Genomic DNA, 16,344 nt, shown 5'->3' on the forward strand with positions numbered 1-16,344 from the left:
TGTGTATAAGTTCCAACTTATCCTGAAATCAGCTATGATTTGCGCGCCTTAGACTAGCAAAAGCGTCAGAATGATAGACTAATTCGCGCGATTTGTTTAATTATAAACGTGCACTCATGGATTTAGAGCGACAAACTCAAATGCGCATTTTCGAAAAGAACAATAGAGTGCCAAACGGCGATTTGTACTTGGGGAGATACTGATACTCAGTTTAGTGCAAAGCGCGTCAATTCCACACGCCATGGGTCACTGTGGCGTACCGAAATATAGGGAAATTTCATGCCTACAGAAAAACCTACAATCGTCTATACCATCACCGATGAAGCACCAGCACTAGCGACCTATTCTCTGTTGCCTATCATCCAGTCGTTTACCGCATCGTCGGGTATTAATGTTGAAACCCGCGACATCTCTTTGGCTGGACGCATTATTGCAAACTTCCCTGAGCATTTAAAAGCTGATCAGCAAATCGGCGATGCACTGACAGAGCTGGGCGAACTGGCACAAACACCAGAAGCTAACATCATTAAGCTGCCCAATATTTCTGCCTCAATTCCTCAACTGAAAGCCGCGATTAAAGAGTTGCAGGATAAGGGGTATGATCTGCCGAATTACCCTGAAGAGCCAAGCACCTACGAAGAAGAAGCGATTAAAGCAACCTACGATAAAATCAAAGGGAGTGCTGTAAACCCAGTGCTTCGTGAAGGGAACTCCGATCGCCGTGCACCACTTTCGGTGAAGAACTACGCGAAGAAGAATCCCCATTCAATGGGCGCATGGTCATCTGACTCAAAGTCGCACGTTTCCAGCATGGACGAGAAAGATTTCTTCGGTACTGAAAAGTCGGTCACGGTGAATGGTGCAACTAAAGTAAAGATTGAGTTTGTTGGCCAAGATGGCAGCAGCAAAGTGTTGAAAAAAGAGTTCGCACTGCAAGATCAAGAGATCATCGATAGTGCGGTGCTGAGTAAAAATGCGCTAGTGACTTTTTTTGAGAAAGAGATCGCTGATGCAAAAGCTCAAGATGTGCTCCTGTCTCTGCACATGAAAGCCACCATGATGAAGGTCTCCGACCCGGTTATTTTTGGCCATGCAGTGAAGGTGTACTACAAAGAGGTGTTTGATAAGTACGGAGAACTGTTTGCTAAGCTCGGTGTGGATGTGAATAACGGTTTAGGCGATGTTTACGCTAAGATTGCCTCTTTACCGAATGCGCAGAAAGAAGAGATTGAAGCTACTATCGCGGCCGTTTACGAGAAACAACCTGCACTGGCTATGGTTGATTCAGATCGTGGTATTACCAACCTCCATGTACCAAGCGACGTTATTGTCGACGCTTCAATGCCAGCGATGTTGCGTGCTTCGGGGCAAATGTGGGGACCTGACGGCAAACAAAAAGATACCAAGGCGATGATCCCAGATCGTTGTTACGCTGGCGTATACCAAGCAGTCATTGATTTCTGTAAGCAGAATGGCGCGTTTGATCCTACGACAATGGGCAGTGTACCTAACGTCGGATTGATGGCGCAGAAAGCGGAAGAATACGGCTCTCACGACAAGACCTTCATTCTCGATGCAGCAGGCGTAGTACGTGTTGTTAACGAACAAGGTGTTGTGCTTCTTGAACAAGTGGTTGAGGAAGGCGATATCTACCGTATGTGCCAAGTTAAAGACGCACCTATCCAAGATTGGGTGAAGTTGGCTGTGACACGTGCTCGCGCGACAGGCGTTCCAGCGGTATTTTGGCTTGATCAAGAGCGTGCTCACGATGCAGAACTTATTAAGAAAGTCACTACTTACTTGGCAAATCATGATACTCAAGGTTTGGAAATTAAGATCTTGTCGCCAGTAGAAGCTTGTCAGTATTCGTTACAAAGAATGAAAGCGGGTCAAGATACTATTTCAGTCACGGGGAATGTGCTACGTGACTATCTAACGGACTTGTTCCCAATTCTAGAACTCGGTACGTCGGCGAAAATGCTCTCAATCGTCCCGTTGATGAACGGCGGTGGTTTGTTTGAGACGGGCGCTGGCGGCTCTGCACCAAAACACGTACAGCAAGTGCAAAAAGAGAACCACTTACGCTGGGATTCCTTGGGTGAGTTTCTAGCGCTGGCAGCTTCGCTTGAGCATTTGAGTGTGGTCACTGGCAACAAAAAAGCACAAGTTCTCGCCGATGCGTTGGACAAAGCGACGGGAGAGTTTCTTGATACCAACAAGTCACCATCACGCAAAGTGGGTGAACTCGATAACCGTGGTAGTCACTATTATCTTGCCGCTTATTGGGCGAAAGCACTTGCTCAGCAAACTGCAGATGCCGAATTAGCGGCTGAGTTTGCTCCTATTGCCAAGGAGTTAGCTGAGAAAGAAGAGCTCATCGTTTCTGAGCTAAACGGCGCTCAAGGTGTTCCGGGGGATTTAGGTGGCTACTATCTGTTTGATGATAGTAAAACGTCTGCTTTAATGCGTCCTAGCCAAACGTTCAATAGCGTGATTGGCCGTTGAAACATAACCTGTAATCAATAAACTAAAAACCCGCTCAAATGCATGAGCGGGTTTTTTTAATCTCGGTTCAGCACGGACAATAAATGATGCTGACAGAGCAAGTGATTACTTGCTAGCTTGTGCCTCCAAAGGTACGACGCTGCTTGCGTGGCATCCTTTAGGGCCTTTTTCTACCTCATATGCGACTTGTTGGCCTGCTTTCAGAGTACGATAACCGTCCATCTGAATAGTGGAGTAATGGGCAAAAATATCACCATCCTCTTCATCTGAACAAATAAACCCAAATCCTTTGGCGTTATTGAACCACTTTACTGTACCTGTAGCCATGCTATACATCCCTCATGCATTTTTGTAACTGATGTTGTTAAACCAATCTAAGCCCACTAAAGACAGATGGCTTATTTAGCGTTCACGCTAAATGTAAAAAATAATGGTGAATTTTTTCAAACTGATGTTGCAGGATTTGCGTTTTGCGAAACCAAACACAAAGTGAAGAAAAAATCACCACCACTCGACAATGTAGTCAATGATTGGCTCTAGTCAATAGTAAAAACGTATAAATAACAACAGAATTGCAAACAGGTCACCTTTATGGTTAACATTTTTGCAAATGTCTCGCGTTCAAAAACTGAGCAAAAACCGTATTTTGTGTTGACGGTTGCTTTTTTATCATCAAACGGCTTGAGCTATCATGCCTCTCTTCTTCTTTTTATTTGCAGCGGTTCCAGAGGTGCATTAGTCTCTAAATAAGGAATACGAATTCGCACATCCTGACTTGCTACAACCTACTGGCAGCTTATGATAAAGTGTTTCAGGTGTCTGATTTCTTATAAAAGTTCCCAACGTTGTGTTTAGGCCATGAGTAAAAATTTTGAATGGGTAACTCCAGACTCAGATCTTCTGGAGCTAGAAAAAACCAAAATCCAACCACCAAAAATGTATAACGTGGTGTTAAATAACGATGATTACACGCCGATGGATTTTGTTATTGAGGTACTTGAGCGATTCTTTTCGCATGATCTGGATAAAGCGACGCAAATCATGCTCAAGGTCCATTATGAGGGAAAAGCAATTTGTGGCACGTATAGTGCAGAGATTGCTGAGACGAAAGTCGCGCAGGTTACGATGTACTCAAGGGAAAATGAGCATCCGCTTCTGTGCACCATGGAGCAAGCATAACAATAAGACTTGCTCGAGCAACCAAGTTGTTCTTACGGGAGGTACTTATGCTGAATAAAGAACTGGAGTCGAGCCTAAATGGCGCTTTTGCTCGTGCTCGTAACAAACGACATGAGTTCATGACTGTTGAACACCTCCTGCTGGCATTGCTAGAGAACGATGCTGCTAAGGAAGCCCTTATTGCTTGTAAAGCGGATCTAGACGCTTTACGCCACGAACTCGATATATTTATCGACCAAACTACGCCCCTTATCCCAGAGAGTGATGAAACCCGCGAAACTCAACCTACTCTCAGTTTTCAACGGGTTTTGCAACGTGCTGTCTTCCATGTGCAATCATCAGGAAAAAGCGAAGTCACTGGTGCGAATGTGCTTGTCGCCATTTTTAGTGAGCAGGAGTCTCATGCCGCTTACTTGCTGAAGAAAAATGACATTTCTCGTCTGGATATTGTTAACTTTATATCCCACGGCATTACGAAAGCGACTGGGGCCAGTGATGATTCATCTTCGGATTCCTTTCACTCAGATAGCACAGAAGAAACTGGTTCTGATGAACGTCTGGAAAGTTTTGCGACCAATCTGAATCAAGTGGCGAAAGAAGGGAATATTGATCCACTGATTGGCCGAGACAAAGAGTTGGAGCGGACAATCCAGGTGTTGTGCCGCCGTCGTAAGAATAATCCTTTGTTGGTTGGTGAAGCCGGGGTTGGTAAAACGGCCATTGCGGAAGGGTTAGCTTGGCGAATTGTTGAAGGCACGGTGCCAGAAGTGATTCAAAACAGTGTGATCTATTCGTTGGATATCGGCTCCTTGCTAGCGGGTACCAAATATCGTGGTGATTTTGAAAAACGCTTTAAAACTATTTTAAAACAGCTTGAGCGTGAGAAAGACGCGATTCTGTTTATTGATGAAATACATACTATTATTGGTGCGGGTGCCGCTTCTGGTGGTCAAGTCGATGCGGCAAACTTGATTAAGCCTTTGCTAAGTAGTGGAAAACTACGTTGTATCGGTTCGACGACTTACCAAGAATACAACAATATTTTTGAGAAAGAGCGAGCGCTTTCGCGTCGTTTTCAGAAGATTGATATTGTTGAGCCATCGCTGGATGACACGACGAAGATTTTGATGGGCTTGAAAGCGAAATACGAAGCGCATCACGACGTTCGTTATACCAACAAAGCACTACGAGCTGCGGTAGAGTTGTCTGCCAAATATATCAACGAACGCCATTTGCCAGATAAAGCAATTGACGTTATTGACGAAGCTGGCGCGAGAAGTCGTTTAACACCAGCCAGTCGCCGTAGAAAGACAGTTGGTGTGGCAGACATCGAAGCTATGGTGGCAAAAATGGCTCGCATCCCTGAGAAGTCGGTCTCCTCATCGGATAAAGACATCCTGAAAAATCTGGATGATAAGATGAAGATGCTGGTGTTTGGTCAAGATGCTGCCATTGACGTGCTGTGTGAAGCGATCAAACTGAGTCGTGCCGGTCTCGGTGCCGATCACAAACCCGTCGGTTCTTTCTTGTTTGCTGGCCCCACTGGTGTCGGTAAAACCGAAGTGACCGTACAGCTGTCGAAACTGTTAGGGATCGAGCTGCTGCGCTTTGATATGTCGGAGTATGGTGAACGCCACTCAGTCAGTCGCCTAATCGGCGCGCCTCCGGGTTATGTAGGCTACGATCAGGGCGGTTTGTTAACCGATGCGGTATTGAAACACCCTCACTCAGTGGTATTGTTGGATGAAATTGAAAAAGCGCATCCAGATATCTTTAACTTGCTGCTGCAAGTGATGGATAACGGCACGCTGACGGACAACAATGGCCGTAAAGCCGATTTTCGTAATGTCATCTTGGTTATGACAACCAACGCAGGTGTGGCTGAGACAGAGAAGAAATCCATTGGTCTTATTCAACAGGATCACAGCCCAGATGCGATGTCGGAGATCAAGAAAGTCTTTACACCAGAGTTTCGTAACCGTCTCGATAATATCATCTGGTTCAATAGCTTGGATGAAGCGATTATTCATCAGGTGGTCGACAAGTTCATCGTTGAGCTGCAGGTACAACTTGATGCACGCGGTGTCTCTTTGGAAGTCTCTGAGGATGCTCGTCACTGGTTGGCCAAAAAAGGCTATGACAAAGCGATGGGGGCTCGCCCGATGGGCCGCGTGATTCAAGACAAGCTGAAAAAGCCGCTGGCAAACGAGCTGCTGTTTGGCTCGCTGATCGATGGCGGTACAGTGAAAGTGACGCTTGAGTCAGATGAACTTCAATTCGAGTACTTAACCACACGAGAAGAAGCGGTTCATTAAGCGAAAGAGTAAGGTAACGAAGCAGGCTCCGGCCTGCTTTTTCTTTGTTATTGAACGTCGAAGAAGCGTTCCCTATTGTACCTTAGACAAACAAAAAGCGGAGCCAGAAGCTCCGCTTTTTGTTTGCATCCGATAATCGTGATTAACGGGCACGGAAGACGATGCGGCCTTTGGATAGGTCGTATGGAGTCATCTCTACAGTTACTTTGTCACCCGTAAGGATACGGATGTAGTTCTTACGCATCTTGCCGGAAATGTGCGCAGTAACAACGTGGCCGTTTTCTAGCTCAACACGAAACATAGTGTTAGGTAGAGTATCAAGGACGGTACCCTGCATCTCAATTACGTCTTCTTTAGCCATTTAATCCTCTTAGAAACTTGGCGATTTTTTAACGGGCTAATTCTGCCGTCAAAAAGCAAATATGTAAAGTTGGGGCGTATTCTACCCTTGCCAACGCTGATTTACTAGTTTTTGGTGACGCTCAAAACGAACTTTATAGTTCATCGCTTCACATTCATCAATCTGATAACCAAGGTAGAGCCACTGCTTATGTTCTTGCTGACAGTGCTCAAGTTGGAACAAGACCGCAAGGGTGCCAAGAGAAAGCGGATAATCGGGATCAAAGAAGGTGTAAAAGGCACTCGCGCACTGCTCCATGATGTCAGTCACTGCAATGGCTAAAAGCCGCTCTCCTTCATAGATATGAAGATACTGGGTAGTTACCCATTGACTGCGCGAGAAGTGGGCGAAATCCTTTTTCTGTGGTGGATACATAGTGCCGTGTTTGTGACGAGCGGTAATATAACGACTGTACAAACTAAACCAGTTGCTATCCATGGATTTTTTGAGGCACCAGCTCAGCTTTCTGGACTTTTTTCTCAAGCGCTTCTGGCTTTTCGACAGCACGAAATCGGGGACGGCAACACGGATAGGTTTGCACGCTTGGCAAAGATCGCAGTGTGGCTTGTAAATCGTGTCACCACTGCGGCGAAATCCGTTTGCGAGCAACACTTCATAGCTTTCTGCGGAGTGCATTTCTGGCTCTAAGGCGACAGCGACACGTTCTTGACGCTCTGGCAGATAACTGCAGGGATGGTTGTCTGTGAGCCCTATTTTTATCTGGTGAATATCTGAACTCATTTATCGGGTTCCTCCAACCATTGTGGCAAAAAACAATTCGCTGCAAGCGACTGTTTCTTTAAGCATAGCAGGCGTTTTAGAAATTCCTCGCGCGGAATAGTAAAAGCGCCGAGTGAGCGAAGGTGAGGATTCATTACCTGGCAGTCAATCAACTTGCCGTGATGACGGGCGAAATGGTGACAAAAATACCACAGGGCAATTTTGGAGGCGTTGCTGCGAGTGCTAAACATGGATTCACCACAAAAAAGCTGTCCAACTGAAATACCATAAAAACCACCGATCAACTGGCCATCTGCCCAAACTTCTACCGAGTGACAAGCACCTTGTCGACTAAGTAGCGTATAGGCCTCGCGCATCTCTTCATTAAGCCAAGTTTCATCAGCAGCGCGAGTGGTGCCGCACATGTAGATAACTTGCTCTGTCGCCTGATTAATACTGACTTGGTAAGCCGCTTTCCTTTGGAATTTTCTCAGGCTTTTGGCTGGAGAAAAGGTATTAGGGTCAAACACTGCCCGCGGTGAAGGACTCCACCACAGAATAGGTTCACCTGGCCCATACCAAGGAAAAATACCTTGCTGATACGCATTAAGGAGTCGTTGTGGTTGTAGGTCGCCACCAAATGCCAACAACCCATTTGGGTCAGCAAGTGCACTTTGTGCTGGTGGAAAGTCTAAACTTTTTCTATCGAGTTCGGTCAGATAAATAGCCATAAACGGTGTGTCATCAGGAGTTGGGGGTAAGTTATGAAAAAATGGTTATGGTGTCTATTCTTCTTTCTTTTTTGGTTTATGCGTCCTATGAGAGGAATGTAGCAAAGCCCGTGAACAAAGTCATATATGGCGAGGTGCAATCCGTTCGCTACATCACGCATCAGGAGGTACAACGTTCACAAGGCAATGGCTGGAAGACGCTGCTAGGAGCAACCATCGGCGGGTTAGTGGGCAATCAGTTTGGCGGCGGCAGTGGCAAGGAGGTGGCGACTGCGGTTGGAGCGCTGGCGGGCGCGGCAATTGCACATAATCAGAGTCGTAGTGAATACCAAGTGGACTACCAGTTGGTTGAACTGCTGATTCAAAGTGAGCAAGGTGTTTTGATCAATGTTATTCAGGATGTTGATAAAAACATGCTTTTCAATCCGGGAGCGAAGGTGAGAATTCTCTATTTTGACCAAGGTGTGCGGGTAGATCTGGCGATGTAAGAATGAGTATTTATTCACGGCTTAGCACTGGTTTTATGCGGGCTTTTTGGTTAGTCTGAATCCACGAAGAATAAAGTGATGCTCTCAGTTGAAGGCAACTGAAGCTCAAGGATCGTCTCAATTAATGGAAAGCCTTACGTTACAACCAATTAAGAAAGTTAATGGTGAAGTGAACCTGCCGGGTTCTAAAAGTGTTTCAAACCGCGCGCTCCTGCTCGCCGCACTCGCGCAGGGGACAACAAGACTAACCAACCTGCTTGATAGTGATGATATTCGTCATATGCTCAATGCGTTGAGCAAGCTTGGCGTCGATTACCAACTCTCCGACGACAAAACCGTTTGTACTGTGAATGGATTGGGGCGCCCATTTACGGTGACAGAGGCAACAGAGTTGTTTTTGGGTAATGCTGGCACGGCGATGCGTCCACTTGCCGCCGCTTTGTGTCTAGGTCAAGGTGAGTATGTACTTACTGGTGAACCCCGTATGAAAGAGCGTCCCATTGGTCATCTAGTGGACGCGCTTCGAGCGGCGGGAGCAGATATTCAGTATCTGGAGAATGAACACTTTCCACCGCTTAAAATTAAGGCGACTGGATTGAAAGCAGGGATGGTCAGCATTGATGGCTCTATTTCCAGCCAGTTTTTGACGGCTTTTTTAATGTCAGCGCCGTTAGCTGACGGTGAAGTGACCATCAAGATTGTAGGTGAGCTGGTTTCGAAGCCGTACATCGACATCACTTTGCACATCATGCAACAATTTGGTGTGCAGGTGATCAACAAGGAGTACCAAGAGTTTGTTATTCTAGCAGGGCAACAATACCTTGCGCCGGGGGATTTCTTGGTGGAGGGTGATGCTTCTTCTGCTTCGTACTTTTTGGCCGCCGCCGCGATAAAAGGTGGAGAGATTAAAGTCACCGGGATCGGTAAGAATAGTATTCAAGGTGACATTCAGTTTGCGCACGCATTGGAAAAAATGGGCGCGGAAATTGAGTGGGGCGACGACTATGTGATTTCACGCGTGGGTCAATTGAAAGGCATTGATATGGATTACAACCATATCCCCGATGCAGCCATGACCATCGCCACCACTGCGCTGTTTGCTCAAGGGACGACGGCGATTCGTAACGTTTACAATTGGCGAGTAAAGGAAACGGATCGTCTTGCCGCCATGGCAACAGAACTGCGTAAAGTGGGGGCGGAAGTCGAAGAGGGCGAAGACTACCTGATCGTTAAACCAACCAAGCAACTCAAGCATGCGGCGATTGATACTTATGATGACCATCGAATGGCGATGTGTTTTTCTCTTGTGGCTCTCAGCGACACGCCTGTGACGATCAATGATCCTAAATGTACCTCGAAAACGTTCCCAGATTACTTCGATAAGTTGGCGCAATTAAGCGAATTGGCATAAAGCCGTCGGGAAGAGGTTTTGCCATTTCTAAAACAGAGCCTTGGTTTAAACGCCAAGGCTCATTGTTATTTATTTGAGGGTGAATTTTTTTGACAACTCGTGCGCTAGGTATTTGAACATATTAAATACAGCAGTCGTTTGTGGTGTTGGTAGACCATCTGAGTCTAAAAAATACTCTCCTTTGAAGATCAAAACTTCTTCTTTTTCTTCCACACTTGTTGCGCGCATGCCTGCAAAATAGTCTTCATGTTCCTGAATTAAGTGATTGGCGATGAGTAGCAGCTCGAATTCTGAAATGGGTTTCTTCTCGGTCATTTAGTTTTATCTCTTGGGGAAACAGCAATGTGAATAGTCTAGAGTGTGCTGAAACGATTTCAACGTTTATTCCGAACGAAGATGGGCAATAGTGGTAAAGAACATGGCTCTTACAAGCAAGGTTTTGTGATGTGCAACATAAAAATCACTTTTATATTCGCATAGCTATTTATCAACTGCTTAGTATACCGACCTAAATTTAGGCACTTGTCGATTCTGTCGTGCCCAGAGCGATGGCGACCAATTGTCGACCAATCGGATCTGAAATGTAAAAAAGCAGTTGATCTTCTTTTGATATCGCACAATAGTAAAAAAAGAAGTTTCATAATGGTACAGCGTACCGATTATTGTTAGCTATCGCTGACAATAATGACATCATTTTAAGGGCGTTAGAGTCAATATGGGTAAATCTCTCGTTATAGTGGAGTCGCCAGCCAAGGCTAAAACGATCAATAAGTATCTTGGGAAAGACTTTGTCGTGAAGTCCAGTGTCGGTCACGTGCGTGATCTACCAACGGCTGGGCAAAGTACGGGTGAGAAAGCGGCTGCCATTTCAACTAAAGGCATGAGCGCAGAAGAGAAAGCTCGTATTAAGCAAGAGAAAGATCGTAAATCGTTGATCAAAAAGATGGGGATAGACCCATATCACGGTTGGGAAGCGAACTATCAGATCCTTCCGGGCAAAGAAAAAGTGGTGAGTGAGCTCCAAAAGCTCGCGAAAGACGCTGACTTTGTCTATCTCGCAACCGATTTGGACCGCGAAGGGGAAGCTATTGCGTGGCATCTTCGTGAGATCATCGGTGGTGATGAAGCGCGTTATAAACGAGTGGTGTTTAACGAGATTACTAAGAATGCGATTCAGCAGGCGTTTCAGCGCCCTGGTGAGTTGAACATGGATGGTGTAAATGCCCAGCAAGCTCGACGTTTTATGGACCGAGTGGTGGGCTTTATGGTTTCGCCATTACTGTGGAAAAAAGTCGCTCGAGGCTTATCTGCCGGGCGAGTTCAATCGGTTGCGGTGAAGTTGCTGGTGGAGCGTGAACGCGAAATCAAAGCGTTCGTCCCCGAAGAGTTCTGGGATCTGCACGCGAATACCATGACCGCAGATTCGACCGCGTTCAAACTGTTGGTGGCGCAAAAATCTGGCGATACTTTCCGTCCTGTGAACGAAGCGGAAACACAAGCGGCGATGGCCGTTTTGCAAAAAGCTCAATTTGAAGTTTGCAAACGAGAAGATCGTCCAACGAAGAGCAAGCCATCAGCACCTTTCATCACCTCCACCTTGCAGCAAGCCGCGAGCACACGCTTAGGTTACGGGGTGAAGAAAACCATGATGCTCGCGCAGCGTTTGTACGAAGCAGGCTATATTACTTACATGCGTACCGACTCGACCAACCTAAGTAGTGAAGCTGTAGAGGCTGTACGCGGTTATATCTCTTCTCAGTTTGGTGAGCGTTATTTACCAGCCAATCCGCTGGTTTACGGTAGCAAGCAAGGGGCTCAAGAGGCGCACGAAGCGATACGTCCATCCGATGTCCAAATTAAATCTGATGATTTAGAAGGGGTTGATAACGACGCTCATAAACTCTATTCGTTGATCTGGAACCAATTTGTCGCCTGCCAAATGACAGAAGCGGAGTACGATTCGACGACCGTGAGTGTCAAAGCGGCTGAATACACGTTGAAAGCCAAAGGGCGCATTCTAAAGTTTGATGGTTGGACACGCGTACAAAGACCGTTGGGTAAGAATGAAGACACGATTTTACCTGCTGTTCAAGTAGGTGAAAAACTGACACTCGAATCACTTGAGCCGGAACAGCACTTCACTAAGCCACCAGCGCGATTTACCGAAGCGGCGCTAGTGAAGGAACTTGAGAAGAGAGGCATTGGTCGTCCATCAACGTATGCATCGATCATTTCAACGATTCAAGATCGCGGCTATGTCAAAGTGGATCAACGTCGTTTCTATGCAGAGAAAATGGGTGAAATTGTCACTGATCGCTTGGATGAAAGTTTCAATGATTTGATGAACTATGATTTCACCGCTCGGATGGAAGAAAAGCTTGACCAAATTGCCGAAGGTGATGTGCAGTGGAAGGCGGTACTCGATCACTTCTTCTCTGATTTTACTCAAGATCTTGAGAAAGCAGAGCAAGAAGAAGATGAAGGTGGGATGAAGCTGAACCATATCGTCATGACCGATATTCAGTGCCCGACTTGTTCGCGCCCCATGGGGATACGTACCGCTTCAACTGGTGTCTTTTTAGGCTGCTCAGGCTATGCACTTCCGCCAAAAGAGCGTTGTAAAACGACGATTAACCTTGGTGATGAAGACGGCATTATCAACGTTCTTGAAGAGGATGTGGAAACTGCTGCCCTGCGCGCGAAGAAACGTTGCCCGATCTGTGAGACGGCAATGGACGCCTACCTAATTGATGATAAGCGTAAAATGCACGTATGTGGTAACAACCCTAACTGCGAAGGCTACCTTGTTGAATACGGTGAGTTCAAAGTGAAAGGGTATGATGGCCCAGTGGTTGAGTGCGATAAATGTGGGTCTGATATGGTGCTGAAAAATGGCCGTTTCGGGAAATACATGGATTGCACCAGTGAAAGTTGCAAAAATACGCGTAAGATCTTGAAAAATGGTGAAGTCGCGCCACCGAAAGAAGAGCCAGTACATTTCCCTGAGTTACCTTGTAGTACTTCAGATGCTTACTTTGTGCTACGTGATGGTGCGTCGGGTCTGTTTATGGCGGCGAGCAATTTCCCTAAATCTCGAGAGACGAGAGCTCCATTGGTTTCTGAGTTAGCGCGTTTTGTTGAGCGCTTACCTGAGAAATATCAATACTTGGCTACGGCACCGACGCACGACCCCGATGGTTTAGAAGCGGTAGTACGTTTTAGCCGTAAGAGCAAGGAAAACTACGTTCGAACGGAAGTAGACGGTAAACCGACAGGATGGACTGCGCTCTACGAAAACGGGAAATGGGTTGTTTCCGATAAGCGTAAGAAAACTAAATAAGCCGACCGTCGGTTTAATTGTAATGAGAAAATCAAAGAGCAGCATCGCTGCTCTTTTTCGTTTCAACTCTGTTTCCTGCTCACAACGTGCACAACATCTGTGTCTTGTTGTGCTAGCCATTCTCTGCTTGCTCGCTGTCATTTCTTTTTAATACCGATTTCTTATCTTGTTCATCATCGAGTAAACAGATGGGTGTCGGCAATCTGTAAGTCAATTGTTCCATTTGTGTAACTAAACACTCGTTTGAGTGTGACTTGGCTAACGTCTTCCCAACGAAACGGTTGTACTGTACACACAATGCCGCTTTTGAAATTGTATTTTATTGGCAATGAGATACCTTATACAAAAGCATGAAATTGGCATGTAACCCTTGAGCTTATTGATAAAAATGACTGATAAAGCTCAGGAAAAATAAATTTAAAACAAATAATTACGCTCAGTTACTCCCCCCCATAGGCTATTTAAGTAACTGGGCAATCTTTCCAGACTATAACGAAATGGAGAACAACGAATGGCTGGTGTTTTGGGAATGATTCTTGCTGGCGGTGAAGGCTCAAGATTACGTCCGTTGACGGAATCGAGAAGTAAGCCTTCCGTCCCTTTTGGCGGTAGCTATCGTCTTATCGATTTTGCGTTAAACAATTTTGTTAACGCCGATCTGATGCGTATCTACGTACTGACTCAATTTAAATCACAATCTCTGTTCCACCATTTGAAGAAAGGGTGGAACATCAACGGTATTACTGACCGTTTTATCGACCCGATCCCAGCACAAATGCGAACAGGGAAGCGTTGGTACGAAGGAACTGCAGACGCGATTTACCAAAACTTGCGTTTCATGGAGCTTTCTGAGCCTGATCAAGTGTGTATCTTTGGTTCAGACCACATCTACAAAATGGATATCAAGCAGATGCTTGATTACCACAAAGAGAAAAAAGCCTCGTTAACGGTTTCGGCATTGCGCATGCCTCTTTCTGAAGCGTCACAGTTCGGTGTCATCGAAGTGGATGCTGATGGTCGCATGGTTGGCTTTCAAGAAAAGCCACAGAATCCGAAGTCTATCCCTGGTGATCCTGAGCATGCATTGGTTTCAATGGGGAACTATGTGTTTGAAGCAAAAGTACTGTTCTCTGAACTGATTGAAGATGCCGATGATGAAGAGTCATCGCACGATTTTGGTAAAGACATTATTCCGAAAATGTTCCCACGTGGTGATGTATTCGTCTATGACTTTAGCTTAAACCGTATTCCTGGTGAGAAAGAACAAGTGTACTGGCGTGATGTAGGCACGATTGACTCTTACTGGCAAGCGCATATGGACCTGTTGAAACACGATGCGCCGTTCTCGTTATACAACCGTAAGTGGCCATTGCATACCTATCATCCACCACTACCACCAGCGACGTTTACCGACTCTGCTAATGGCCGTGTTCAGATCATTGATAGCCTAGTCAGCAATGGTAGCTATGTGCGCGGTTCAAGAATTGAAAAATCTGTCTTAGGTTTTCGCAGCAACATCGCTTCAGCTTGTGACATCAGTGAATGCATCCTGTTAGGTGATGTGAAAATCGGCGAAGGTTGCGTACTGCGCCGCGTTATCATGGATAAAGAGGTTGACGTGGCACCTGGCACGCAGATTGGGGTGAACTTGCAAGAAGATAAGAAACACTTCCACGTATCGGAAGAGGGTATTGTGGTGATTCCAAAAGGAGCTCGTGTTGGCTACTAGCAACTTGTCTGTTTTGTTTGTTGCTTCCGAGGCCGAAGGGTTGATCAAGAGCGGTGGCTTGGCGGATGTCGCCAAGGCACTGCCAGAAACCTTGGTTGAACTTGAGCAAGACGCGAGGCTGGTTATTCCGGCCTATTCAGCGATAGATGGTCTTTCTGACGATGAAGTCGTGTTGGAGAGTCAGTTGGATTTCTGGCCGCATACCTCTTATCAAGTTAAGAAGCGGATGTTAGGTGATCTCCCCGTCTATCTGATTGCGTGTGCTGCCTATTTTGATCGACCAGCCATGTATGCGGAAAACAATCAATCTTATGCCGATAATGGCGAGCGTTTTGCCTTTTTCAGTGCAGCTTGTTTGGATATGTTGCCTAAGATCGGTTTTCGTCCACACATAGTGCATGCCAATGACTGGCATACTGGCTTAGTCCCGTTTCTGCTCAAATATCGTTACGCCAACAACGAGTTTTTTGCCGAAACACGCAGCGTCCTGTCTATCCATAATGCCGTGTTCAAAGGTGTTTTCAGTTACCAAGAACTTCAATGCCTACCTGAGTTCCATAGCCGATATGTCCCTGAAGTGGCGGTGAGTGCAACTCACATCACTATGCTCAAAGCGGGAGTGATGACCGCAGATAAGATCAACGCGGTCAGCCCTACCTATGCAGAAGAGCTTAAAACCGAACTGGGTAGCCATGGCATGGCTTGGGAGTTTCAATATCGCGCAGCAGATTTGGTGGGTATCCTCAATGGCTGTGACTATTCGGCTTGGAATCCTCAGACAGATGCCTTTCTGCCGACGCGCTATGAAGCGACCTTGCACAGCATGGAACAAGGCAAACGCGACTGTAAAGCGGCACTGCAACAACAAGTTGGGCTTCCCGTCAAAGACGTGGCGATGTTTGGTATGGTGTGCCGGCTGACCCATCAAAAAGGGGTACACTATCTGCTGCCGATCCTGAGCGAGTTTTTAAAGCATGAAGCTCAATTAGTGATTGTTGGGACAGGAGATCCGCTCCTCGCGATGGAACTCAGAGATATTGCCGCGCGTTTTGCTGATAAGCTTGTCTTTGTCGAAGCATACGATAATCAACTTGCGCACTTAGTCGAAGCGGCTGCGGATTTCTTTCTGATGCCTTCTGAGTTTGAACCATGTGGTTTGAATCAGATCTACAGCATGGCGTATGGCACCTTGCCAATCGTTCGTGGTGTGGGTGGTTTGAAAGACAGTGTGAATGATTACGACGCAAATCCTGCTGATGCAACCGGAATTGTTTTCCAAGATCCAACCCCTCAAGCTCTGTTGATCAGTATGCAGCGCGCGTTGCTTCTCTATGCGCAAAATCTAGCGGAAGTCCGCCGAGTACAACTGCAAGCGATGCAGCAAGACTTTTGCTGGAGCAAAGCCGCTCAGCAATATTTAAATCTGTACAAAGCGGCGCTCAGGATTGGTTAACGAAGCAAAAAATTGAGTCAAAGGCACGCTTTTACGTGCCTTTTTGCTTTTTTTATTCCAACGCAAATCGCTA

The 16,344-nt window shown here is 46.2% G+C and carries 13 protein-coding genes; 8 read left to right on the plus strand and 5 right to left on the minus strand.

What is annotated here, in order from left to right:
• The first annotated feature begins 279 nt into the window (after positions 1-279).
• Complete coding sequence (locus EA26_RS05905; protein WP_039425272.1) at positions 280-2,505, plus strand: NADP-dependent isocitrate dehydrogenase; 2,226 nt, start codon at positions 280-282, stop codon at positions 2,503-2,505.
• A 105-nt stretch (positions 2,506-2,610) separates the two neighbouring features.
• Here the strand turns inward: EA26_RS05905 and cspD are convergent, their stop codons facing one another.
• Positions 2,611-2,832 carry a cold shock domain-containing protein CspD gene (cspD, locus tag EA26_RS05910; RefSeq protein ID WP_039425275.1) on the minus strand — a complete coding sequence of 74 codons (222 nt, stop codon included), beginning with the start codon at positions 2,830-2,832 and terminating at the stop codon, positions 2,611-2,613.
• A gap of 531 nt (positions 2,833-3,363) precedes the next feature.
• Between cspD and clpS the strand changes: the two genes are divergently transcribed.
• The gene (clpS, locus tag EA26_RS05915) at positions 3,364-3,684 is read left to right on the plus strand and encodes an ATP-dependent Clp protease adapter ClpS (RefSeq protein ID WP_039425278.1); all 321 of its coding nucleotides are present in this window, start codon (positions 3,364-3,366) and stop codon (positions 3,682-3,684) included.
• A gap of 47 nt (positions 3,685-3,731) precedes the next feature.
• Complete coding sequence (gene clpA, locus EA26_RS05920) at positions 3,732-5,999, plus strand: ATP-dependent Clp protease ATP-binding subunit ClpA (protein WP_039425281.1); 2,268 nt, start codon at positions 3,732-3,734, stop codon at positions 5,997-5,999.
• Between the two features lie 142 nt (positions 6,000-6,141).
• Here clpA and infA read toward each other — a convergent pair whose 3' ends face one another.
• From infA to aat, 3 genes are all read right to left on the minus strand, one after another.
• Positions 6,142-6,360 carry a translation initiation factor IF-1 gene (gene infA / locus EA26_RS05925; protein ID WP_001040192.1) on the minus strand — a complete coding sequence of 73 codons (219 nt, stop codon included), beginning with the start codon at positions 6,358-6,360 and terminating at the stop codon, positions 6,142-6,144.
• A gap of 81 nt (positions 6,361-6,441) precedes the next feature.
• Positions 6,442-7,140 carry an arginyltransferase gene (locus EA26_RS05930; RefSeq protein ID WP_039425434.1) on the minus strand — a complete coding sequence of 233 codons (699 nt, stop codon included), beginning with the start codon at positions 7,138-7,140 and terminating at the stop codon, positions 6,442-6,444.
• Positions 7,137-7,850 carry a leucyl/phenylalanyl-tRNA--protein transferase gene (gene aat / locus EA26_RS05935; RefSeq protein WP_039425437.1) on the minus strand — a complete coding sequence of 238 codons (714 nt, stop codon included), beginning with the start codon at positions 7,848-7,850 and terminating at the stop codon, positions 7,137-7,139. The genes EA26_RS05930 and aat overlap by 4 nt, the downstream gene beginning before the upstream one ends.
• A gap of 41 nt (positions 7,851-7,891) precedes the next feature.
• On the opposite strand from aat, the gene EA26_RS05940 reads away from it, so the two are divergent.
• Together EA26_RS05940 and aroA are read left to right on the plus strand one after the other, a co-directional pair.
• The gene (locus EA26_RS05940) at positions 7,892-8,338 is read left to right on the plus strand and encodes an outer membrane lipoprotein (protein ID WP_039425440.1); all 447 of its coding nucleotides are present in this window, start codon (positions 7,892-7,894) and stop codon (positions 8,336-8,338) included.
• Positions 8,339-8,462: 124 nt separating this feature from the next.
• Positions 8,463-9,749, plus strand: coding sequence for a 3-phosphoshikimate 1-carboxyvinyltransferase (gene aroA / locus EA26_RS05945; RefSeq protein WP_039425442.1), 1,287 nt, complete (start codon positions 8,463-8,465; stop codon positions 9,747-9,749).
• Between the two features lie 69 nt (positions 9,750-9,818).
• Here the strand turns inward: aroA and EA26_RS05950 are convergent, their stop codons facing one another.
• Positions 9,819-10,064, minus strand: a complete 246-nt coding sequence (locus tag EA26_RS05950) for a YciN family protein (RefSeq protein WP_039425450.1) — start codon at positions 10,062-10,064, stop codon at positions 9,819-9,821.
• Positions 10,065-10,464: 400 nt separating this feature from the next.
• Between EA26_RS05950 and topA the strand changes: the two genes are divergently transcribed.
• The 3 genes from topA (at position 10,465) to glgA (ending at position 16,271) form a co-directional block, all read left to right on the plus strand.
• On the plus strand, positions 10,465-13,089 hold the full coding sequence (gene topA / locus EA26_RS05955; RefSeq protein WP_039425451.1) for a type I DNA topoisomerase: 2,625 nt from the start codon (positions 10,465-10,467) through the stop codon (positions 13,087-13,089).
• Between the two features lie 511 nt (positions 13,090-13,600).
• Positions 13,601-14,818, plus strand: a complete 1,218-nt coding sequence (gene glgC / locus EA26_RS05960; RefSeq protein ID WP_039425453.1) for a glucose-1-phosphate adenylyltransferase — start codon at positions 13,601-13,603, stop codon at positions 14,816-14,818.
• Positions 14,808-16,271, plus strand: coding sequence for a glycogen synthase GlgA (gene glgA / locus EA26_RS05965; RefSeq protein WP_039425455.1), 1,464 nt, complete (start codon positions 14,808-14,810; stop codon positions 16,269-16,271). Before glgC ends, glgA begins: the two co-directional genes overlap by 11 nt.
• Positions 16,272-16,344: the final 73 nt, after the last annotated feature.

Source organism: Vibrio navarrensis (assembly GCF_000764325.1).
GTDB classification, from domain to species: Bacteria; Pseudomonadota; Gammaproteobacteria; order Enterobacterales; family Vibrionaceae; genus Vibrio; species Vibrio navarrensis.